Raw genomic sequence first — 20,405 nt, forward strand, 5'->3', positions numbered from 1 at the left:
TTTGTTGGAGTCAGGGATTGTATCAAATTTAGAGTAAAAAAAGTATAAATTTCGTATAATTGCTACATTAAATTTAGGATAAATTATGTTTAATGGATTGATCAGAGAGATAGCTGAGGTTATTAAATTTGATGGAAAAACATTAGCTCTTAAAGCGAACTATAAGCCAAATTTAGGAGATAGCATTGCCGTAAACGGAGCTTGTTTGAGTGTGACTAGCGTGAGCGAAACCGGATTTAGCGTAGAGCTTAGTAGCGAAAGTAAAGAGCATTTGGCACTGCAAAACTATAGAGGAAAAGTACATATAGAGCCTGCTATGAAACTATCTCATAGGGTTGATGGACATCTTATGCAAGGTCACATTGATGCCGTTGGAGAGATAATAAAAATTGAAACATTGCAAAGCGGAACGAATTTCTACATAAAACTTCCCTCAAACGTTATGCATCTTGTTTCAAACAAAGGCAGTATAGCAGTTGATGGCGTGAGTCTTACGATAAATGAAGTTTTTAAAGATAGTATAAGGCTTACGATTATTCCATTAAGCTTGAAAGATAGTCTTTTTGGCGAGTTTAAAGTCGGTCGTAAAGTAAATGTAGAAACCGATCTTTTGGCTCGTTATGCAGATAGAATTTTATCTATGAAAGATAAAAAAAACAGTGGCGATTTATCGTGGCAAGAGGCGGATTTTTATGCTAGTTTGTATTGATGGTAATGATGTTTTAGCCGGATTTAGCACCAAAGATGGTGGTGTTTCAAGCGGCATTTATGAAAGTTTGAATTTGGCTACTCATGTAGGCGATGATATAAAAAACGTGTTTGAAAACAGAGAAATTTTAAAACAAAAAATCGGTGCGAAAAAGCTTATTTTTATGGATCAAATTCACTCTGATATAGTTTGTGAGATATCTAGCATTGATGATGAAATTTCTCCTTGTGATGCTATTATTACTAAGCTGAAAAATGTGGCATTATGCACTATTACGGCTGATTGTTCGCCTGTTCTTGTTTATGATAAATTCACAAAAAAGATAGCTGCTATCCACGCAGGTAGAGCCGGAGTAGTCTCACACATAGTTTCAAAAACTATCAAAAAAATGGGTTCGGAATCACTAAATTTAAAAGTGATAATCGGTGCAAATATAAGCGGAAATTGTTACGATATAGGGGATTTGGATTTGGGAGAGTTTAACAAATTTAAAAATAAAACTAAATTTGATATGAATGCAGCATTAAAATACGAACTTGATAGTTTGGGCGTGAGAGATTATGAGTTTAGCGGGATTTGCACCCATTGCGACGAGAGATTTTTTTCATATAGAAAAGACGGCGTAACCGGTAGATTTTGTGGATTTATAATGCTTAAGGATGGATTATCATGATAAGTGCGTACAAAGAGTTTAAACAAGAAGATCTAGAGTTATACAATATATCTTTAAACGCGAAAAAATTCAGTGTGGATTTTACCTCAAATATGCGGATTTTAGAGATTTTATTTGCTCCAAGAGAGATTATTATAGATGAGTCAAATTTAGAAAAAATAGCTGAAATTTTTACTGCTTTAGAAGAGATAAGAGATAATTCTCAGCTAAGCAAGTAGCTCTAAATTTAAACTAATTTTTATGAAATAATAAGCTTGATTTAGATAAAATACGAACTTCATTTCACATGTGCTAATCCTTTTTTAGTTGTGGTAAAAACGCCACTAAGGAGCACAGAGGAAGAAACTAAATATTTTTTAAGGAGAAACTCATGGTTACTATGAGAGATTTATTAGAGTGTGGTGTGCATTTTGGCCACCAAACAAGACGCTGGAATCCAAAGATGAAAAAGTTCATTTTTGGTGAGAGAAAAGGTATTTATATAATTGACCTTCAAAAGACTATAAGATACTTTAGATATACATATAACATTGTTAGAGACGCTGCAGCTGAGGGTAAAACCGTATTATTCGTAGGAACTAAGAAGCAAGCGGGCGTTGCTATAAAAGAATACGCCGAAAAATGCGGAATGCCATATGTAAATCACAGATGGCTTGGCGGTATGATGACAAATTTTGGAACAATTAAACAATCAATAAGAAAATTAGAAGTTATAGAAGCCATGGAAGAAGACGGCTCTATAAATTTACTTACTAAAAAAGAAGCTTTGATGCTAAGACGCAAAAAAGAGAAGCTTTTAGCAACTTTAGGCGGTATTAGAAATATGAAAAGCCTGCCTGATATGGTTTTTGTTATAGATACCGTAAAAGAGAAAATTGCAGTTGCTGAAGCAAATAAATTAAGAATGCCGGTCGTTGCTCCTATAGATACTAACTGCGATCCTGATATAGTTGATTTTCCAATTCCGGGAAATGATGATGCTATAAGAAGCGTTCAGCTATTTTGTCAAGAGATGGCTGAGGCTATAAACGAAGGAAAAGCTTTGAGAGACCAAGACGAAGCAGAGCAAGTAGAGCCAGTAGGTCAAGAGGAAAAAGACGAAGTAGTAGCTGAGGCTATGAGCGAAGCTGACTTTGAGGAGCAATAATGGAAATAAGTGCAAGTATGGTAAAAGAGCTTCGTGAAAGTACCGGAGCCGGTATGATGGACTGCAAAAAAGCGCTTCAAGAATCAAACGGAGATATGCAAAAAGCAGTTGATATATTAAGAGAAAAAGGTCTTGGCAAAGCGGCTAAAAAAGCTGATCGTTTAGCGAGCGAAGGACTTGTCAGCGTAGTCGTAAGTGAGAATAATAAAACTGCAACTATAACTGAGATCAACTCAGAAACGGATTTCGTAGCTAAAAATGCGACTTTTGTTGATTTAGTTAAAAACACTACCATTCATGTTCAAACAAACTCTATAAATACGGTTGAAGAGCTAAAAGAGAGTTCTATTAATGGTGTTAAATTTGAAGAGTATTTTCAAAGCCAAATCGCAACTATCGGCGAGAATTTGGTTGTAAGAAGATTTGAAACTATAAAAGCAGCAAAAGGTGGCATCGTAGCTGGATATATCCATTCAAATAGTCGTGTTGGTGTTTTAATAGGCGCAGCTTGCGACAGCGAAGAAACAGCAGCGAAAATTCATGATTTTTTAAGAAATCTTTGTATGCACGCAGCTGCTATGAAACCTCAAGTTATAAGCTACAAGGAGTTTGATGCCGATTTTGTAGAAAAAGAGTATCTAGCACTTAAAGGCGAGCTTGAAAAAGAGAATGAAGAGTTGGTTCGTCTTAAAAAACCGCTTCACAAAATTCCTGAGTTTGCCAGTCGCGCTCAATTAACAGATGATATCATAGCAAAAGCAACTGAGAATTTAAAAGCGGAGCTTAAAAAACAAGGCAAACCTGAGGCTATCTGGGATAAAATTTTACCCGGACAAATCGATAGATATATAGCAGATAATACTCAACTTGATCAACGCCTTACTCTTTTAGGACAGTTTTACGTAATGGATGATAAAAAAACAGTAGAGCAAGCCATTGCGGATGAGGCTAAAAAAGTAGGCGGAAAAGTAGAAATCGTAAGCTATGTTCGCTTTGAAGTAGGTGAAGGTTTAGAGAAAAAAAGTGAAGATTTTGCAGCTGAAGTAGCAGCTCAAATGGCTTAATAATGCTAAAAGCGGTAAATTTATCTCATAAATTTGATTATCCGCTTTTTAATGATTTAAATTTAGAAATTTTTCCTTCTACCACGACAGCCATAACCGGCGTGAGCGGTAGCGGGAAATCTACTATCTTGCACATTCTTTCCACACTTTTAAAGCCTGTTGGCGGTGAAGTTATATATAATGAAAAATCGATTTATAATATAAATGAAAGTGAACTTTTAAAAATTAGAAGGCTTGATTTTGGGATAATTTTTCAAGCACATTATCTTTTTAAAGGTTTTAACGCTTATGAAAATATCGAACTTGCAAATATCTTAAGTGGACATAAAATCGACACCGAGCTTTTAGAAAAATTAAAAATAGACCACGTGATAAACCAAAAAATCGGCGAACTTAGCGGCGGACAGCAGCAACGAGTTAGCATAGCAAGAGTTATGAGCAAAAAACCGCGTATCATATTTGCAGACGAGCCAACTGGAAATTTGGATAAAAATACGGCAAACGAAGTTATGAATGTTATATTTGATTATGTTAAAAATGAAAATGCGGCTTTGGTGTTAGTAACTCATGATGAAAGCCTTGCAAGCAGATGTGATGATATTTTTTTGCTGCAAGACTTTAAATTAAATAGGGTTTGTTCATATTGAAATACTTATCAAATATCATATATATCGGTAAAATAACTAAAATTTATAAGATATATTTGCCATAAAATTTCTAGGTGTACCGGGCATTGCCGAACTTCTCCAGTATTTTTTATCAAATAAATTCTGCACGGCGAAGCTTAAATTTAGATTTTTATAGTTATAGCCGACTAGAGCATCATATCTAGTAAAACCATCTAAATTTATCTCTTTTCCATCGCTGCTATAATAAAATTTTTTAGACGAATGTACTGCGCCAATCTCCGCATATAGATCTTTGATAGGTATGTATCTTATAAATACATTTGTATTAAAATTCCCTGTTCCACTTAGGTGACGACCTTCGTTTAAAGGATTTTGTTTATCTTTTTTTACTCTAGCTTTCATAAAACTAACCGAGCTTCTTATATAAACATTGTCTGATATTTTACCGATCGCACTAAATTCCACGCCTTTAGACTGTTCTTTACCTCTAATTGCGTATGTGAACGGATCATTTATCGGATCTGGTCTATATCTTATGTTGTAATGCTCTAGCACATAAGTTGATAGAGTTGTACTTATAGAGTTATTTAACCAGTCGCTTTTTATACCTACTTCATATTGCTGTGAGTTTTCAGGTTTTGTATTAAATCCTTTTGGATCAGTTGTGGTAGATATACCAACATAACCATTGCCTCCATATGGAGAAAAACTTTTATTATACGCGGCGTAAGCTGTGTGCTGAGAATTTATATCATAAACTAATCCATAATTATAGCTGAAATTGTCTCCTTTATACTCATTGCTTTTATTCTTGATATCTTTTGAACTAAATTTATACTCGTCTAGCCTACCTCCTAAAGCAAATTTTAAACTATCTGTGATATAAAATAACTCTTGCACAAATACTCCGTGATTCGTGGCTTTATGCTTGTTGCTAATGCTTGCTGCTGGAGTATTTATCCTGCCCCAACTTATTCGCGGACTAAATGGATCTATATTTTGATTTCTTTTTATACCAATTAGCGGCTCTCTTTTTTCTATTTGGAAATCATAGCCTAAAAGTAGTTTATTTCTTTTTCCAAATGTGTCAAAGTCGAAATTTGCGCTAATTGAATTTAAAAACGTGCTATTATCTGTATTTTGCCAAGCATAACTTTGAGATAAAAGTTTAGTTTTTGGGTCGTATTTACCACCAAAATAGTGATCAAAGCTTTGATTAGCTTTTCTGTAAGCCAAAACCCATTCAATATACATTTTGTCGCTAAAATCATAATTCAGTTTTGATCTATACATTTGCAGTCTATCTTCTACAATGTCCCCTTGCCTAGCAAAAGTTTTTTTGTAGTCTATACCCATTTGTTCATACACGTCTTTGGTCGGTCCTCTATCTGGAACTCTTTTTGCGTAATCATAAGTATATTCCAAAAGGTGGCTAAAATTATCTTTATAATAGATAATACTAGGCGATATCATTTTACTTTTTTCTTCTATATAATCTCTATAAGAGTTGCTATCTCTTAGATCTCCAACCACTCTGGCTGCAAAATTTTCATTGAATACATGATTCATGTCTAGTCCAAAGTATCTATTATCGTATGATCCATAACCTACGGTGGCCAAGCTTTTAGAGTTAAAATTTGCCACTTTGCTTACCATATTTATGACTCCACCGCCCGCACCTCTTCCATATAATACGGAATTGGGTCCTTTTAATATCTCTATCCTCTCGATATTTGCCGTACTTCTTCTAACTTGTCCGCTATCTCTAACACCGTCTCTATAGATATCTCCGGCATCTGCGTTGAAGCCTCTGACAAAAATGTTGTCTGCTCTCATATCATAAGTCGTGTCTATCCCTGCAGTCCCTTCAAGGATCGAGCTAAGGTCGTTTTGTCCATAACTTTTATTTCTACTGATATCTAATATATCTATAGTTTGAGGCGTCTCTTTTAATAACAAGTCTGTTCTGCTTCCTTGAGCTCTATCGTAGCCTACGTAACCTTTTAGAGTATCGACGTCTGACTTACTTTCTATCTTAGTGGGTGGCAATGTTGCATTGTATTCATTATTTGCAAATATAACCACCACCGCTAAAATACTAAAAAATACGAATTTTTTCATTATTTATATCCTGATTATGAATTTCAAAATACAATATTATTGTATCAGAAATATATAAAATTATTATTAAAATAATTTATATTATTAAACTATATTAACTGTGCAAGAATGTAATTATCTTTAAAAATAATATTAAATTTAGACCAATTTAAGTAAAATATCAATCATAAAATCAAAAAGTTTGGATATGGAATTTGTAAATTATCTAGGTCAAAATAACGTAGTTGCATTTTTTTTGCTTCTTGTAAGAACAGGTGCGCTTATGGTTTTTTTCCCGTTTTTTAACCATATGCAAATTCCTGTCATTATAAAAGCGGCTCTTTCGTTTATGTTTGCTATATTTTTATTTCCTCTTGCTCATGCGCCGGTCGGTCTTGAAAATTTGAGTGTAGAATATCTGATTTTAGAAACATTTTCGGAGTTGATGTTTGGTATGTGTGCCGGAGTGCTTCTAATGCTTGTATTTGGTGCTTTACAGCTAGCTGGAGGACAAATTTCTATGATTATGGGATTTTCTATGGCAAGCGTGATCGATCCGCAAAGCGGAGTTAATATGCCTCTCATCTCAAATATGCTAAATTTTATCGTATTATTAGCATTTTTACTTTTTGATGGTCACCATATAGTGCTACAATTTATAGCTTATTCACTACAATTTATCCCTTTAGGCGGCTTTTATCCCGACGAAAATATAGTGAAATACACTGCAAAAGGCGTGATAAATTTATTTTTATTTGGATTTATCATATCGTTTCCTATATTAGCTTTATCATTGTTAGCCGATCTTATTTTTGGAATGCTTATGAAAACTATGCCTCAGTTCAATCTTCTTGTAGTCGGTTTTCCTATCAAAATCGCAATTGCTTTTGTAGTTATTATGGCTATTATTTCAGCTATGGTTAAGTTATTTACATCGCTTATGATGCAAGTTTTAAATGATTTGCCTGGTTTATTTTTTTAAATAAAGCTATTAATAATGAAAAATAGCGTAAAATATTGAAAAAAGATTCCATAAGGAGCTATAATGAAAGTTGTTTTACTTAATGATAATCCAGCAGTGTCGCGCCTAGTAAATGTAAGCCTTGCAAAACTCGGTTATGAGTTTATAGAGGTTGCAGATACCGATAGTATTAATGGCGTGGATTATGATCTACTTATTTGCGATAGCGCTCTTTTTGATGAAAATAGTAACTACTCTTTATATGCAAAAGATATTTTATACCTAGTCCCTAGAAATTATGAAAATATATCAGGAAAAAATGTACTTGAGAAACCGTTTTTGCCAACTGACTTTATTGATGTTGTAGAAAATATATTAAAAAAACCTCTGCCTTATATGGGCGATAAAACAGATGATTCAAATTTAAATAATCATAAAAAAGATATAAATGATGAAGATAATGTAAAACTTGGAAATGAATTTGGAGAGCTAAGAGATATAGATGATATAGATTTTAGTAAACATTTAAATGATGAATTGCTTGATGCAAATAATTTGGATAGTGAATTACTTGATAATCTTGATCATGCAGATGATCATAAAAATTTAGACGAACAGCCAATAGACGAAGAAATTGATACTAATGAATTTGTCGATGATTTAGCTTTTCAAACCAATGAACAAGACGCAGATAACGAACAAAAAAATAGCGCACAAGACGATGAAATCATGCCATCTAGCGAAGATTACGAAGTAGAAGATAGCATTAAAGAGATCACTCAAGATGAATTAAAAGATGCTATAAAAGAGACCGGAGATACGCAAAATATAGATAATATATCTAGCTTTGATGATGATTTGAATTTTAAAAATGACGTTATAGACGAGATGAATAATGAATCAAATTTAGAAGATGACGTTAGTGAGAATGCGAATTTAGATAATGATGAAAAAGAAGAATTTACTGAGATAAAAAGCGATGAGCTCGATGAGCTTAGTAGTATGATAGAAGAGATCGATAATATGCCTATAGATGATATAGATAAAGCGGAAAATGAAGATGAATATATGAATTTAGATGAGCAACCAAGTGACATAACAAGCATAGACAAAGTTCTAAAAGAGATCGATAATGTAGACGTAGCCGATAACTTAGACGAAATGCAAAACATTACTGAAATAGAAAATCAAAGTGAAAATTCAGATGGCGATTTAGAGGAATTTACAGACGATATTATTGAGACTGAAAATTCAGATAAAAATATGGACGCAATACAAAACAGCGTTGAAACCGATAAAATAGATGAAAATTCAATTAATAGTTTAGATGAAATTACAAGTCATAGTGATGAAGTGAATGTTTTGGAAAATGAAATATCGGTTAACGAGTCTGATAATGATGAACTTGAAGATATAAATGAGAATACTATAGTAGATGAGGCATCTTTACAAAATGACGCTGTGCATGATAAAGATTTAAGCCAAGAATCAGTTAGCATTAACAGTCATGAAGCTACAAATATAGATGAGATAAGCGAAAAAGATATCAAAACGGCATTAAATGAAGAAATAAGCCGAAGTTCAGATGATGTTAAAGAAGCGCCGGTATCTAAAATTATTGATGATAGCGAGCTAAAAAGTGAATTAGCTAAGAAAATCAGTGAACAGATAACGGAGTCTTTAAACTCAAGTACTATAAAAGATGCATTAAAAGATATAAATATAAAGATAAATATAAGTTTTGAGGAAAAGGCGTGAGCGGACAAATTTTGATAATAAGCGGACCTAGTGGAAGTGGCAAAAGTACGCTGCTAAGTAAGCTTATGCGAGATTTTGATAATATATATTTCTCGATCTCAAGCACCACAAGATCTATAAGAGATGGCGAAAAAGATGGAGTGAATTATCATTATATAAGTGAAGATGAGTTTAAAACCGGTATAGAAACAGCTAAATTTTTAGAATGGGCTTATGTGCATAAAAATTACTATGGAACTAGCCTTGAACCGGTTGAAAAAGCTTTAAAAGATGGAAAAATAGTAATTTTTGATATCGATGTTCAAGGATTTCATTTGGCTATGAAAAAGTATCGCGAGATCATAACATCGGTTTTTGTAACTACAAAAGATAGAAATGAGCTAAAAAGACGTCTTGAGATCAGAGATGCTGATTTAAAAGATGCTATAGAAAATAGACTATTTAATGCTGCAACCGAGATGGGACACATAAACGAGTATGATTATCTGATTATCAATGATGATCTTGATAGGTCATATTCTAGTTTAAAATCCATCTTTGAAACTATGAGCGTAAAAACAAAAAATTATGATATAAACGCCGTGATAGACAGCTGGAACGTTTGCTAAATTTATAAATTTGTGTTAAAATATTTAAAATTAAGGAGATAATATGGGTAGTTTTAGTATGGGACATTGGCTGATAGTTCTTGCCATTATAGTGTTATTATTTGGCGCTAAAAAGATACCAGAGCTTGCAAAAGGCGTTGGAAAAGGTATTAAAACATTTAAAAAAGAGATGGAGGATGAAACTCCGGTAGAAAAAATAGAGAAAGCAGATAGCGAAACCCAAAGTACAAAACAAAACGAAACAACAAAGAACGTTTGATGAAAAACAGTGTTAAGAGCGAAATTTATAGAGTTTTGGGGCGTGATTTTATCCTTGAGAAGCCAAAGGATAAAAATCTTGCTCATTACGCAACTCCTTTCGCATTTTCTCTTGCTAAAGAGTTCAAAAAATCACCCGCAATTATAGCTTCCCAGCTTGCACTTAAATTTGAAAATCATGAACTTTTTGACGTTTTTAGTATAAACGGATATTTAAATTTTAAATTAAAAGGTGAGTTTTTAAATTCTCTTGCAAATAACGCTTTGAGTCTTGCAGAGAGTTTTGGAAGCAAAAAACCCCAGAGTCAAAAAGATATTTTTATCGAATATATCAGCGCAAATCCGACCGGACCTCTTCATATCGGACACGTAAGAGGAGCAGTGTACGGCGATACGTTAGCTAGAGTAGCAAGGCACATTGGACTTGATGTTTTTACTGAGTACTATATAAATGACGCAGGAAATCAGATAGATTTGCTTGGGATTTCTATAAGTCTTTTTGCGCGCGAAGCCTTGTTCAATGAAAATGTACAGTATCCAGATAAATACTACAGAGGTGAATATATCGAAGATATTGCTAAGCTTGCTCTTGGTAAATTTGGAAAAGATATCTTTTATGACGAGAGTAGAAATCTCGAACTTGCGGAATTCGGTAAAGATGAAGTTTTGAAGATTATCAAAAAAGATCTGCAAGACGTTGGCATTTTTATAGAGAGTTGGGCTAGTGAAAAATCACTTTATGATGAGCTTGAAGGAACGATAAAAAAGCTTGCCTCAAGCGGACAGATGTATGAAAAAGACCAAACTACTTATATAGCTTCAACTATGCTTGGAGATGATAGCGATAGAGTTGTTATAAGAAGTGACGGCAGACCTACTTATTTAGCTGGAGATATAGTTTATCATGATGCTAAATTTAAAAAAGGATATAAACATTATATTAATATTTGGGGTGCTGATCACCACGGATACATAGCTCGCATTAAAGCAGCTATAAATTTTCTTGGATATGACGAGAGTAGACTTGAAGTAATTTTAATGCAGATGGTGAGTTTGTTAAAAGAAGGCAAACCGTTTAAGATGAGCAAACGAGCTGGAACTAGTGTACTTATGAGCGATATATTAAGCGAGATAGGAAGCGACGCTCTTAGATTCATATTTATCTCAAAAGCAAATACAAGTAGCCTTGAGTTTGATATAGACGAACTCAAAAAAGAAGATAGCTCAAATCCTATATTTTACATAAATTACGCTCATGCAAGAGTAAATCAAGTATTCGCAAAAGCAAGTAAGCTTCCAAATGACGTGGTAGGTGCCGATCTCTCAAATTTAGATGAGAGTGGTAAAAATTTACTTTTTGAAGCACTTATTTTGCCTGAAGTACTAGAAGACGCCGTTACTTCAAGATCGCTTCATAAAATACCTGAATACCTAAAATCTTTAAGTGCTAGTTTTCATAAGTTTTATAATGAAAACAGAGTAGTAGGAAGTAAAAACGAAGATGAACTTTTAAAGCTATTTAGCGTGGTCGCTCTTAGCATCAAAGTAGCTTTAAATTTGATCGGTATTAAAGCAAAAGATAAGATGGAACATTGAGTTTATATATAGCAGCTAGCTTACTTTGAAGAGCGGTTGCTATGCCTATAAACTCAGAATCTTCTTGTTTTTTTGTGTGAAAAATAATGCTTAAATCTCTTGTGAATTTGATATTTTTGATTTTTATCTGATATTGTAAAGAGTTATTTAAAATCTAACTGATATAAAAATAGCTTAAAGATTGATTTTAGCGATATTTGAGGGTATTTTTAGCAAAATCAAACTAATGAATTTAGCTTTACACTTCTTTACATTTTCTTTCCATAAACTTTACAAAGTTTTTAAAAACCATTTAAAAGCCCATTAAATCGCTTTTAAATCCTAGAAGTATGAGCTACTACTCTTCCTATTATTTTGCAATTTATTAAATCTGTTGCTTCTATCTTAATAGGTTCATACTTTGGGTTATCGCTAATGAGCGTAAGAGATTTTGTGACTGGATTTTTATCTACTCTTTTGACAAAAATATCGCCATCATAGTTTATCACATATATACACCCACTAATAACGCTTTGTTCATTATCGTAAGGATTTATATATAATAGTTCCCCGCCGTTTATAGTAGGCTCCATGCTATCACCTTTTGCGTTTATAATATGTAGGTTATTTAAAGAACCAGTAATCTTTAAAAATACACGCAAAAAATTTATATCAAAACTCATGACAATAGGAGTTTCATCATAATTTATAATTCCAGATCCTGCACTAGCGTAAGTATCTTCAAAATAAGGTATATTTATAATATCTTGTGACTTTTTAAGGTTTGAAGTGTTTAAAGGCTTATTGCTGGACAAATTTTGGGATTGCTTGACATATTTATTATTTTTGCTGGACATATTGCTGGACATAAAATTATAATTTAAAATATTAGATATTTTTTGTAAATCTTCACTTGATATTTTGGTTATTTCATTTTCGTAGTTATACATAGTTTTTATACTAACACCTATCATATCGGCTAATTCTACTCTTGATATATCTTTTTCTATTCTTATTGCCTTTATCTGATTGCCGTATCCCATTTTTTACCTTATTAATGTAAAATATTTCCGTTTTATATTGACAACGGTAAAATTTTACTGTATAATTTCAATGTTTGTTTAGAAAATTGTATCACAAAAAGATAAATTTAACAAATGCTATTTAAATTTTTATTGTTAAACCAAATTTTAAGGAGATAAAATGAGTAAGTTAAAAGAGCTAGAAGTGGGGCAGCGTCAAGAAAGAGACGCTTTAATAGCTAAGATGTTTTTAGAAGAAGATGCTACAGAGGTGTTTAAGAGAGAAAAGAGACAACTACAAGGGTACGATTTGACCCCTGTAGTTGTGATTTTGTCTAGCGAGATTCGCAAACTTCGTCAATCATCTCGAGTGCTGTAATATACCTATTTGTGATATATTCTACACTATCTTGAGGCAGTGAGTGTGGCTCTAATGATTTTTTAGAGGATATTTGGATTGCTTCGTTAAAGCATCCAAATTCTTCTAAAATTTTTATAGCTAGTTGCTCTTTAGCGTTTTGGCTTAAAGTTTCCATTTTAATGACTCCTTTCTATAAGATTTGTTGGCAGTATAATTATACCAAAGGGGTCTTTAAAGTGGAATATTGGTTTAACAATAAAAATTTAAATAAAGGAGTAAAAGTGGGTAAAAGAGTAACGCCTATAGCAAAGTCTGTAAAGCAAAAAACTAAATATGATTTAAAAGATTATTGCCAGATGCGTGGTCTGTCTCTTAGTAGCTTGTATAAGGGCTATATAAGCAAAAAAGCGGCAAAAATCTTAAAAAAAGATGGGATAAAAGTAGCGTAATGTGGGTAGATAGTAAGACTGCGGCTGATGTGTTTGGAGTAAAATATGATGCACTTGTTAAGTCTGTAAAAAGAGCAGAAAAACAAGGCAAAAAATTTTGCACTATAAACGGTAAAATTTTACCGTTTAAACGTATAAATGGTAGCCGTGGTGGCTCAAGCGGCAAAATCCTCCAAATTTGGCTAGATGAGCAAAGCGAAAATAAACTTATAAGTAAAGGATATAACATTGAAGATATCAGCGATACTAGAACTAGCAGAGCATTTGCAAAGCAAGGGCTTTGTTGTAACCTTGCTAGCACACAGTGGCAAGGTGAGCATAAGAGCAGTAAGGCTTGGCAAGAAGACACTGCAAAAGAGACAAGCCTTGAGCCAAAAAGCAGTGAGGGTAGCGTAAATGATGAAAAATATAATAAGACTAGCTATGAAACGCAAGAAGAGAGCCTGGATAAAAGCAGCCAAAACAGAACTATCGCAGATAGAGAGTCTGTGATAGGAGCAGATATTAGGGAAAATAGAGCTAATAAGGCAAATTTGGTGATAGATAAATGGGGGAAGAGTGATGGCAAAAATAGTATTAGTGGCAATTTTTGCAATATTCATAATATGGGCGGTTTTGCTGTGGATATCGATAATAGTGGCGTTTGTGTGGGCGTCACAAGTGATAATAGAAGAGAGATTTCAAAGGACATTAATGATAAAGAAAATAAAGCAAATTTACAAGAGATACGAAACCCACATATATCTAGCGGCAAACGTGATAATGCTGATAATAGCGTGGATGAGTTTCAAAGCTATGCTATAGAGCAAAAAAATAGCTTAGCAGAGCTTTTTGATGATATGAATATAAATGATGATAAAAAAGCAGATGCATTTCTAAAAGCCAAAGTAGTAAAGCTTTGGCTAAAGGCTCGTGATAGAAAAGTAAAAATAGATGCGTTTTTGCAATACATAAACATAAACAATATGTATGGCAAAAGAGTATCAAAAGGGCAAATTTACGACTGGGCTAAAAAATACGCAAATGGCGGCATAAAAGGGCTAGTTGATGAGCGTGGTGGCAACAGACCACTTCTTGTGGAGTTATTAGGATATAAAGAAAAAGTAGATGAGCTAATCTTATCAAGTCAAGGCAAGATAAACTCATATAATGTCTATAATAGACTTCATCACCACTTTGTAAGCTTAGGGCTTTTAAGCCATGATGAGTTCATCGGCAAACAAAAAGAGATAGTAGCCTACGACTCTATAAATAGATATGTAAACAAGTGGAAAAAAGAGAATCCAACTACGGTTCTATACATAGAAAAAGGCTATGACGGAGCGGTGAATTCAAAACTAGCCGGAGTTGGCAAAGCTGACTGGAAAGCAGACTTTGCAAATGAGTATGTAGAGATAGACGCTACAACGCTTGATCTGTTTGCTAAGAAGATCAACCTTGATCTTGCTAGTGCGATATGGAAGATGAATAAAGAAGCGTTTAGAGACTTTGATGAGTGCTGCGAGAGAGTAAAAGAGAACCAAAAACGCTACACAGTAGTTGGTCTCATAGATGTGCATAGTGGCGTTTGCTCATACGTGATAGGAAAAAGCGAAAATATCTATACAGTTAAACGCTGCTTGGCCAAATATATATCTAAATTTGGTAAGCCTCTTAGAGTAGTAGGCGATAACGGAAAGGCGTTTAAAAGTAACGAAATGGCTGGCACGTTTGAGAGCTTGGATATAGAATACCTTGCTGTTAGGGCGTATAGTGGATGGTTAAAACCATATATAGAGAGAAGCTGGAGAAGTTTTCAAGATAACTTCAGTCAAAATATAGCTGGATTTATAGGGCACTCTGTAGAGCAAAGACAAGCCATTGAGTTTGGATTTTCTAAGATGGAAAGACGTCTTAAAAAAGGTGAGCAAACTAATCTAAAAAGAATGCTGCTTATAAACGACCTTGAAAAGCTAATGGATGACTATATAGATGAGTTTATAAATCGTAGGTGGCTTGATAGGCTAGGCTCTAGCCCACTTGAAGCATATAAGAGTGACGAAGATAAAATAGAGAGGTTATCAAGCACTCTAAAAGTCTATAAAAAAGGCATCATGCATGATAATGCCTACTACATCTGCGCTAAGAGCTTTGAATATGATGAAGTTAAGATAGTTCCAAATATAAACAATGTAGATGAAGTATATATCTGGAGCACCATTGGCGAGTTCATCGGTGTGGGAACTAGGCTAAATAATACAGAGGGAGTAAGTGCAGAGATAGCTAAAGAAGCAAGGGCTTTTACTAAAAAGAAAATTGATAAGGTAAGAAAAGCAGCAAACGCAGCAGCTGCCATAAATCAAGATAGTTTTATAGAGCACGTGGAATATGTAAAAAATGCAAGGGCTTTGGAGGTAGGAAGTGCGGCACTTGAATATGAAGATGAGCTAGGAGCTTTGGTAAAGACTGAACATAAAAGAGCTAAAAGCTTAAGAGTTATAAATGAATTACTTGTGCCTACTAAACCTAAAAAACAAGTAGAGATAAGCTGGGAAGGAATGGTTAAGAAGAAATAATTTAAAGGCGTTTAAAGACATTTTTTAAAAGCGTTTAAATAGTGTATAAATCGTATTTAAAAGCTTTTAAAAAGCGTTTTTAAAGCTAGGTAGGGTGAGCCGAACTCTTGCTGGTATTTTTAGAGCGTAATTTTGTGTGAAATTCTAAACAAAAAACGTGTTTTTTAACTTGTCATTGTCAAAAGCTTTAACCTTTTTTGGTGGTGGCAAATGCTCTCCTTATTAGAGCCACTACCGCACCGCTACCAAAAAGGGTTAAACCTAAAAATAAGGAGACAAAAATGAGTAAATTTGAAGATATTAGGAATGAGCTTAGTTCATATCTAACAGATAAAGAGGTAAGCGCTTCAGCTCTTGCAAGAAGTATCGGAGTAAGTCCTGGGGCTATAAGTCAGTTTAAAAAAGGCGAGTATAAAGGCGATAATGAAGGACTTGCTAAAAAGATAAAAGCCTATCTAAATAGCCAAAACGCTAAGAAAAATGCCCCAGTTCAAACAGTAGAGTTTAGAGAAGATGTCTTTAAAGGCTTAGATTATCAAATGAGTAATTTTGCGATAAACGAAGCTGCAAATGAGCGTGAAATAGCGCTGATTTATGGGGCAGCTGGGACTGGCAAAACTACAATCTTAAAAGAGTATGTAAAAGCTAATCCAAATGCAGTATTTGTCGAAGCTACGCCACATACTAGCGCAAAAAGCCTACTTGATGACCTTGCTGAAGTACTTAAGATAAGTGTTCCACTAAGTCTAAATGGCAAACTAAAAGCGATCGCTAAACATTTAAGTGGTTGTGAAAGGATACTGCTTATTGATGAAGCTGAGCATCTGCCACTTAAGGCACTTGAAGATTTACGTCGCATACACGACTTTAGCCGTACACCTTTGGTGCTTGTAGGCACCGAGATTTTGCTGCAAAACCTAATGGGTAGAAACAAAGAACTTCGCCAACTCTACAGCCGTATCGGCTCAAAGTGGATTATGAAAGGTCTTAGCAAAGAAGAGTGTAAAGAGTATTTTTCATCGCCAAAGCCTTTTGCTAATAAGTTAGCCAAAGGCGGCGGTTTTACTAAAGATGGCTATGCAAACTGCGGTGAGCTGATATATGAGTGGTGCGGCGGTAATTTTAGAAGTAGTGCAAAGCTTTATAAAAAGGCTTTAAAACTAAGCGAATACTATAAGGTGCCACTTGATAAAGAAGTCATTGCAAAAGCCTCTGAAATGGTTGTTTTAGCTTAGCTTTTTAAAAACACATAGTAATAAGGAGAAGAATGAAAAGAACGATGAGACTAGTATATGTAGCATCACCATACGCTAGTATAAGCGTCGCAAGAGATGAAAGCCAAAGAAAATTTTTTTGCTAAACAGATAGCTTTACATAGTTGTAAAAAGGTCTTAAAAGCTGGATATGAGCCTATAAGCCCGGTTTTAGCTTTTTGCGATGTATTTGATGAGAGCGATAGAGAGCGAGTGATGAATGCTTGTCTTGAGCTACTGTCAAACTGCTCATATATATACTATGCAAAAAGCGTCTATAGTAAAGATAGCGCCGGAATGAAGGCCGAGAAAAGATATGCCAGGGAGCTTGGTATAACTGAGCTTGAATTTGAATAAAAAGGAGAAAATATGGCAAGTATCCATAAAAAGTTGGCTAATAAGCCTAAAAAAGATAAACAAAAGAGAGGAAAGGATAAAAAATGCTAGTAAAAATAGGAAAAAATGAGACAAAAATACACGATAAAAGCTTAGAAACCGCAGTTGATGAGTTTGCTTATCTAAAACGCAAGATAGATAGCCTAAATGATGAGCTTAAAGCGTATAAGGATGTCATTGCAAATAAGGCAAATGAGCTTTTAGGTGATAGTGACGCTCTTAGCATAGGCTTTGAAAGCATTAGTGGAAACAGACTTAAAGTAAGTCTAGGCTGGGACGTAAAAGTAAAAGACGCTGATACTTTAGCCCTGCTTTTAGGAGATAAGTTTTCTTTGCTTATAAAAGAAGAGAAAATTTATAAGCCTGAAAAACGGCTAAAAGAGTTAGCCCTTAATGATGATGGCTTAAAAGAGTGCCTAGAGATAAAGGGAAAAGCAGCGAGTATTAGCCTGATATAAGGTTTATAGAGTGGTTAGCTTAACCACTCAATTAAGTCTTATCTCAAGGAGAAAAATGAAATATTATAAAATATGTAAAAAATGTAAATGCGTGGAACCTGCTACTTATAGTAGATGTCCAGCTTGTGGGTATAGGCTCTCTATTTTGGAGATACAGAGCAAAGACGTCACAAAAGATAATAAAAATAAAAAGGAGCTTAAATGTGTTATATGATGGAAAAAGAGATAGAAAAAGAAAAAAAATCAAAAAGATTGTCTGATCTAGCTGAGATTCTAAGCGATCTTGATGAGATGATAGATGAGTTATGTGAAGCTATAGAAGTGGAGGATGAAGAAGAGATATATAAAAGCGCCAAAGAGCTTGTTGAGTATTATATTAAGACAAAAAAGAAGCTAAATTTAGACTAATTTACAAAGGCTTTAAATTGTTTTTAAAGCCTTGATAAATGAGTTTTTGGAGTATAAAAATGGATTATGAACTTGGCAATATAAGGCCTAAGCTTGATAGGCATAAGCTAGGTCTTGGATTAGTAAAAACAGGACTAAAAGAGAGCTTGCATAAATTTATAAAAAATGTGATATGTGAAGATGAAAAACTAACAATAGTCTTTAGCCACAATATGGCAAAATTTGAGTTTGAGCAAAGCAAAGAACAGTTTTTGGAGTCCGCAAGAGCTTATTACAAGACACACGCCAAAGAGTTTTTACATTTAAACTTTGTACCAAAACGCATAGAATCAAAAGTGGATTATGAGAAAGATGAACCTTCTAAATACGATCCGTTTGCTATCCCAACTCCGCTAAATCCGCCCACAAAAAAGGCAACGCCTGAATTTTTAAACAGAGCAACAAATCCAGCAGTGCATGCAGGATTTGAGCGCATAAGAGAGATAATCAAAAATCGACAAGGAGGATAAAATGACTGAAAAGCAAGCTATACTAAGAAAGCAGTTACTTAGCAAAATTCACACCACAAAACGCTACAAAGAGCTAAAAGAAAATGATGCGTGGGAGATGTTTTTAGATTGTCATTTTAGGTGCAGTACAAGCGCGGAGCTAAGTATAAAGGAGCTTTATGCTTGCCTAGATCTTTTGCACGGAAAGCTAATTGCGATTGAGGAGATAGATGCTAAAGGCAGGGAGCTTATAGCAAGAGCTAAAAAGCAGCTTAGTACGCTTAGGCAAGTAGATAGATTAAAAGCGGCTATGAGTGATCTGGGTTGGAATGAGAGCCAGCTCAAAATGTTTATTATAAAAAAACTAAAGATAATCGCAGACCCTTTTAAGCTAAATGTTAAAAACACAAGCAAAATTATCTATATTTTAGATAAAATTGCGAAAGATGGTAAAAAATGATATGCCCGTTTTGTGCCAACGATAAAACAAGAGTGGTAGCAACCATAAAAGGCTTGGAAAATAGACGCTTCCGCTATTGTTTTAAATGTAAAAAAACGTTTGAAACAAACGAAACCGTTCTTATAAAAGAGCGTGATTGGCAAGAGCTAAAGGAATATAAAGAGGAGATAAAAGATGTATGATAAAGATCTACTTACAAGACTGCTTAAGAGCAAAATAGCAAAGACAAAAAGCAAAGATGAGATTATAGATGAGCTTTTAATGGGACTTAGCAAGCAAAACGCTAAGTCATTAAAAGCAGCATTAGATGAGCTATTTCTAATGATTTATGATAACTATGATAATGCAAACTTAAAAATCTTAGTAGAAAACAAGATAAACGCACTAGAGATAAGCGTCCCGAATATAAACTTCGAGACGATATACGAGAGCTTAGCTAGTAGTGCTGGGGCTAAATTTGCGTTTGATGAAATAGATATAAAATCGCTAGAGACGATGCGAAAAAACTTCTACTGGATGAAAAATGATTACAACGAAAAAATAAGCAATGATCTAAAAGCTATCACGGCCAAAGTCTTTAATGGCGAGATAACAAGAGCAAACATGGCAGAGACCTTAAAAGAGAAGTTTAAAGGCGTGCTAAGTGCAAATACTAGCTATTTTGAAGGAGTGAGCGACCACATTATAAGTCAGGCTCAAAACATAGCTAGAGTAAATCAGTCTAGTAAATACGGAGTAAAGCATTACAAAGTATTAGCTAGGATAGATAGCCGTACAAGCGATATCTGTAGAAGTATGAATGGACGTATAATCCCAGCCTCGCATATAGAAGCTCAAAGCAACAATATCCAAAACGCTAAAGATATAAACGAGAAAAAAGCAGCTGCTATTTGGAGAAATGAGCCTTTTTTTGGTAAAATACTCCCTAGTAACTTCGGGCTTCCACCATATCATTTTCGTTGTAGAACCGAGCTAGTACCGGTGTGGATAAATGAAGAAGAGATTGATGGAGTAAAGATGAAAAATACAAGCCCGCTTAGCAAAGATGAAGTAGTAAAGCATATAGATAAAAC

26 protein-coding genes are annotated in these 20,405 nt (G+C 34.2%); 23 read left to right on the forward strand and 3 right to left on the reverse strand.

Annotated elements, in window-relative coordinates; all coding sequences use genetic code 11:
* Positions 1-85 precede the first annotated feature (85 nt).
* The 6 genes from RVY88_RS07110 to RVY88_RS07135 all read left to right on the forward strand — a co-directional run bounded on the left by RVY88_RS07110 (position 86) and on the right by RVY88_RS07135 (position 4,240).
* Entirely contained in the window at positions 86-709 is a 624-nt protein-coding gene (locus RVY88_RS07110) for a riboflavin synthase (protein ID WP_002850409.1), read from the forward strand.
* Complete coding sequence (gene pgeF / locus RVY88_RS07115; protein ID WP_002850407.1) at positions 693-1,382, forward strand: peptidoglycan editing factor PgeF; 690 nt, start codon at positions 693-695, stop codon at positions 1,380-1,382. The genes RVY88_RS07110 and pgeF overlap by 17 nt, the downstream gene beginning before the upstream one ends.
* Positions 1,379-1,600 carry a hypothetical protein gene (locus RVY88_RS07120; protein WP_002850405.1) on the forward strand — a complete coding sequence of 74 codons (222 nt, stop codon included), beginning with the start codon at positions 1,379-1,381 and terminating at the stop codon, positions 1,598-1,600. The genes pgeF and RVY88_RS07120 overlap by 4 nt, the downstream gene beginning before the upstream one ends.
* 152 nt (positions 1,601-1,752) lie before the next feature.
* Complete coding sequence (gene rpsB / locus RVY88_RS07125; protein ID WP_162167529.1) at positions 1,753-2,529, forward strand: 30S ribosomal protein S2; 777 nt, start codon at positions 1,753-1,755, stop codon at positions 2,527-2,529.
* Complete coding sequence (tsf, locus tag RVY88_RS07130; RefSeq protein WP_011732208.1) at positions 2,529-3,593, forward strand: translation elongation factor Ts; 1,065 nt, start codon at positions 2,529-2,531, stop codon at positions 3,591-3,593. Before rpsB ends, tsf begins: the two co-directional genes overlap by 1 nt.
* Before the next feature lie 2 nt (positions 3,594-3,595).
* Positions 3,596-4,240 (forward strand): ABC transporter ATP-binding protein, encoded by a 645-nt coding sequence (locus RVY88_RS07135; protein ID WP_002850398.1) that lies wholly within the window; start codon positions 3,596-3,598, stop codon positions 4,238-4,240.
* Between the two features lie 36 nt (positions 4,241-4,276).
* Here RVY88_RS07135 and RVY88_RS07140 read toward each other — a convergent pair whose 3' ends face one another.
* Positions 4,277-6,343 carry a TonB-dependent receptor gene (locus RVY88_RS07140; RefSeq protein ID WP_162167530.1) on the reverse strand — a complete coding sequence of 689 codons (2,067 nt, stop codon included), beginning with the start codon at positions 6,341-6,343 and terminating at the stop codon, positions 4,277-4,279.
* A gap of 187 nt (positions 6,344-6,530) precedes the next feature.
* On the opposite strand from RVY88_RS07140, the gene fliR reads away from it, so the two are divergent.
* The 5 genes from fliR to argS all read left to right on the forward strand — a co-directional run bounded on the left by fliR (position 6,531) and on the right by argS (position 11,503).
* A complete protein-coding gene (gene fliR, locus RVY88_RS07145; RefSeq protein ID WP_162167531.1) occupies positions 6,531-7,304 on the forward strand; it encodes a flagellar biosynthetic protein FliR in 774 nt (257 codons plus the stop codon).
* Between the two features lie 63 nt (positions 7,305-7,367).
* Positions 7,368-9,041 carry a hypothetical protein gene (locus RVY88_RS07150; protein WP_162167532.1) on the forward strand — a complete coding sequence of 558 codons (1,674 nt, stop codon included), beginning with the start codon at positions 7,368-7,370 and terminating at the stop codon, positions 9,039-9,041.
* Positions 9,038-9,649 (forward strand): guanylate kinase, encoded by a 612-nt coding sequence (gene gmk, locus RVY88_RS07155; RefSeq protein ID WP_011732205.1) that lies wholly within the window; start codon positions 9,038-9,040, stop codon positions 9,647-9,649. Before RVY88_RS07150 ends, gmk begins: the two co-directional genes overlap by 4 nt.
* A 43-nt stretch (positions 9,650-9,692) precedes the next feature.
* Positions 9,693-9,908, forward strand: coding sequence for a twin-arginine translocase TatA/TatE family subunit (tatA, locus tag RVY88_RS07160; RefSeq protein WP_002850316.1), 216 nt, complete (start codon positions 9,693-9,695; stop codon positions 9,906-9,908).
* Positions 9,908-11,503, forward strand: a complete 1,596-nt coding sequence (gene argS / locus RVY88_RS07165) for an arginine--tRNA ligase (protein ID WP_038454019.1) — start codon at positions 9,908-9,910, stop codon at positions 11,501-11,503. The genes tatA and argS overlap by 1 nt, the downstream gene beginning before the upstream one ends.
* A gap of 314 nt (positions 11,504-11,817) precedes the next feature.
* On the opposite strand, the gene RVY88_RS07170 is transcribed toward argS, so the two are convergent.
* Positions 11,818-12,525, reverse strand: coding sequence for a helix-turn-helix transcriptional regulator (locus RVY88_RS07170; RefSeq protein WP_002850327.1), 708 nt, complete (start codon positions 12,523-12,525; stop codon positions 11,818-11,820).
* A gap of 160 nt (positions 12,526-12,685) precedes the next feature.
* Between RVY88_RS07170 and RVY88_RS07175 the strand changes: the two genes are divergently transcribed.
* Positions 12,686-12,883, forward strand: a complete 198-nt coding sequence (locus tag RVY88_RS07175) for a hypothetical protein (protein WP_002850329.1) — start codon at positions 12,686-12,688, stop codon at positions 12,881-12,883.
* On the opposite strand, the gene RVY88_RS07180 is transcribed toward RVY88_RS07175, so the two are convergent.
* Complete coding sequence (locus RVY88_RS07180) at positions 12,840-13,040, reverse strand: hypothetical protein (protein ID WP_025370431.1); 201 nt, start codon at positions 13,038-13,040, stop codon at positions 12,840-12,842. The two genes, RVY88_RS07175 and RVY88_RS07180, sit on opposite strands and share 44 nt — an antisense overlap.
* 106 nt (positions 13,041-13,146) lie before the next feature.
* Between RVY88_RS07180 and RVY88_RS07185 the strand changes: the two genes are divergently transcribed.
* From RVY88_RS07185 to RVY88_RS07235, 11 genes are all read left to right on the forward strand, one after another.
* On the forward strand, positions 13,147-13,314 hold the full coding sequence (locus tag RVY88_RS07185; RefSeq protein ID WP_164468585.1) for a hypothetical protein: 168 nt from the start codon (positions 13,147-13,149) through the stop codon (positions 13,312-13,314).
* Positions 13,314-15,869: a DDE-type integrase/transposase/recombinase gene (locus RVY88_RS07190; RefSeq protein ID WP_162167557.1), complete on the forward strand. Its 2,556-nt coding sequence runs from the start codon at positions 13,314-13,316 to the stop codon at positions 15,867-15,869. Before RVY88_RS07185 ends, RVY88_RS07190 begins: the two co-directional genes overlap by 1 nt.
* 281 nt (positions 15,870-16,150) lie before the next feature.
* The gene (locus RVY88_RS07195) at positions 16,151-17,104 is read left to right on the forward strand and encodes an AAA family ATPase (protein ID WP_025370434.1); all 954 of its coding nucleotides are present in this window, start codon (positions 16,151-16,153) and stop codon (positions 17,102-17,104) included.
* Positions 17,105-17,200: 96 nt separating this feature from the next.
* Positions 17,201-17,479, forward strand: a complete 279-nt coding sequence (locus RVY88_RS07200; RefSeq protein WP_235600132.1) for a hypothetical protein — start codon at positions 17,201-17,203, stop codon at positions 17,477-17,479.
* Between the two features lie 83 nt (positions 17,480-17,562).
* Positions 17,563-17,976 carry a hypothetical protein gene (locus RVY88_RS07205; RefSeq protein WP_024305396.1) on the forward strand — a complete coding sequence of 138 codons (414 nt, stop codon included), beginning with the start codon at positions 17,563-17,565 and terminating at the stop codon, positions 17,974-17,976.
* 55 nt (positions 17,977-18,031) lie between these two features.
* The gene (locus RVY88_RS07210; RefSeq protein ID WP_010404305.1) at positions 18,032-18,190 is read left to right on the forward strand and encodes a hypothetical protein; all 159 of its coding nucleotides are present in this window, start codon (positions 18,032-18,034) and stop codon (positions 18,188-18,190) included.
* Positions 18,178-18,384: a hypothetical protein gene (locus tag RVY88_RS07215; protein WP_010404198.1), complete on the forward strand. Its 207-nt coding sequence runs from the start codon at positions 18,178-18,180 to the stop codon at positions 18,382-18,384. The genes RVY88_RS07210 and RVY88_RS07215 overlap by 13 nt, the downstream gene beginning before the upstream one ends.
* 38 nt (positions 18,385-18,422) lie before the next feature.
* Positions 18,423-18,893 (forward strand): hypothetical protein, encoded by a 471-nt coding sequence (locus RVY88_RS07220; protein ID WP_024305397.1) that lies wholly within the window; start codon positions 18,423-18,425, stop codon positions 18,891-18,893.
* 1 nt (position 18,894) lies between these two features.
* The gene (locus RVY88_RS07225; RefSeq protein ID WP_002850356.1) at positions 18,895-19,332 is read left to right on the forward strand and encodes a hypothetical protein; all 438 of its coding nucleotides are present in this window, start codon (positions 18,895-18,897) and stop codon (positions 19,330-19,332) included.
* Complete coding sequence (locus RVY88_RS07230; RefSeq protein WP_002850358.1) at positions 19,329-19,514, forward strand: hypothetical protein; 186 nt, start codon at positions 19,329-19,331, stop codon at positions 19,512-19,514. Before RVY88_RS07225 ends, RVY88_RS07230 begins: the two co-directional genes overlap by 4 nt.
* Positions 19,507-20,405: hypothetical protein (locus RVY88_RS07235; RefSeq protein WP_317051287.1), on the forward strand; the 899-nt coding region annotated here is incomplete at its 3' end. The genes RVY88_RS07230 and RVY88_RS07235, both read left to right, overlap by 8 nt.

The organism is Campylobacter sp. TJR-1, from assembly GCF_032840035.1.
Taxonomy (GTDB): domain Bacteria; phylum Campylobacterota; class Campylobacteria; order Campylobacterales; family Campylobacteraceae; genus Campylobacter; species Campylobacter fetus.

Bases quoted from the DNA above. Each gene is read 5' to 3' on its own strand.
- RVY88_RS07230 (WP_002850358.1), top strand. From the start codon at position 19,329: ATGATATGCCCGTTTTGTGCCAACGATAAAACAAGAGTGGTAGCAACC.
- tatA (WP_002850316.1), top strand. From the start codon at position 9,693: ATGGGTAGTTTTAGTATGGGACATTGGCTGATAGTTCTTGCCATTATA.
- RVY88_RS07135 (WP_002850398.1), top strand. From the start codon at position 3,596: ATGCTAAAAGCGGTAAATTTATCTCATAAATTTGATTATCCGCTTTTT.
- RVY88_RS07170 (WP_002850327.1), bottom strand. From the start codon at position 12,525: ATGGGATACGGCAATCAGATAAAGGCAATAAGAATAGAAAAAGATATA.
- RVY88_RS07120 (WP_002850405.1), top strand. From the start codon at position 1,379: ATGATAAGTGCGTACAAAGAGTTTAAACAAGAAGATCTAGAGTTATAC.
- argS (WP_038454019.1), top strand. From the start codon at position 9,908: ATGAAAAACAGTGTTAAGAGCGAAATTTATAGAGTTTTGGGGCGTGAT.
- pgeF (WP_002850407.1), top strand. From the start codon at position 693: ATGCTAGTTTGTATTGATGGTAATGATGTTTTAGCCGGATTTAGCACC.
- fliR (WP_162167531.1), top strand. From the start codon at position 6,531: ATGGAATTTGTAAATTATCTAGGTCAAAATAACGTAGTTGCATTTTTT.
- tsf (WP_011732208.1), top strand. From the start codon at position 2,529: ATGGAAATAAGTGCAAGTATGGTAAAAGAGCTTCGTGAAAGTACCGGA.
- RVY88_RS07200 (WP_235600132.1), top strand. From the start codon at position 17,201: ATGAAAGCCAAAGAAAATTTTTTTGCTAAACAGATAGCTTTACATAGT.
- RVY88_RS07225 (WP_002850356.1), top strand. From the start codon at position 18,895: ATGACTGAAAAGCAAGCTATACTAAGAAAGCAGTTACTTAGCAAAATT.
- RVY88_RS07205 (WP_024305396.1), top strand. From the start codon at position 17,563: ATGCTAGTAAAAATAGGAAAAAATGAGACAAAAATACACGATAAAAGC.
- RVY88_RS07220 (WP_024305397.1), top strand. From the start codon at position 18,423: ATGAGTTTTTGGAGTATAAAAATGGATTATGAACTTGGCAATATAAGG.
- RVY88_RS07210 (WP_010404305.1), top strand. From the start codon at position 18,032: ATGAAATATTATAAAATATGTAAAAAATGTAAATGCGTGGAACCTGCT.
- RVY88_RS07215 (WP_010404198.1), top strand. From the start codon at position 18,178: ATGTGTTATATGATGGAAAAAGAGATAGAAAAAGAAAAAAAATCAAAA.
- RVY88_RS07195 (WP_025370434.1), top strand. From the start codon at position 16,151: ATGAGTAAATTTGAAGATATTAGGAATGAGCTTAGTTCATATCTAACA.
- RVY88_RS07190 (WP_162167557.1), top strand. From the start codon at position 13,314: ATGTGGGTAGATAGTAAGACTGCGGCTGATGTGTTTGGAGTAAAATAT.
- RVY88_RS07175 (WP_002850329.1), top strand. From the start codon at position 12,686: ATGAGTAAGTTAAAAGAGCTAGAAGTGGGGCAGCGTCAAGAAAGAGAC.
- rpsB (WP_162167529.1), top strand. From the start codon at position 1,753: ATGGTTACTATGAGAGATTTATTAGAGTGTGGTGTGCATTTTGGCCAC.
- RVY88_RS07110 (WP_002850409.1), top strand. From the start codon at position 86: ATGTTTAATGGATTGATCAGAGAGATAGCTGAGGTTATTAAATTTGAT.
- RVY88_RS07150 (WP_162167532.1), top strand. From the start codon at position 7,368: ATGAAAGTTGTTTTACTTAATGATAATCCAGCAGTGTCGCGCCTAGTA.
- RVY88_RS07140 (WP_162167530.1), bottom strand. From the start codon at position 6,343: ATGAAAAAATTCGTATTTTTTAGTATTTTAGCGGTGGTGGTTATATTT.
- RVY88_RS07180 (WP_025370431.1), bottom strand. From the start codon at position 13,040: ATGGAAACTTTAAGCCAAAACGCTAAAGAGCAACTAGCTATAAAAATT.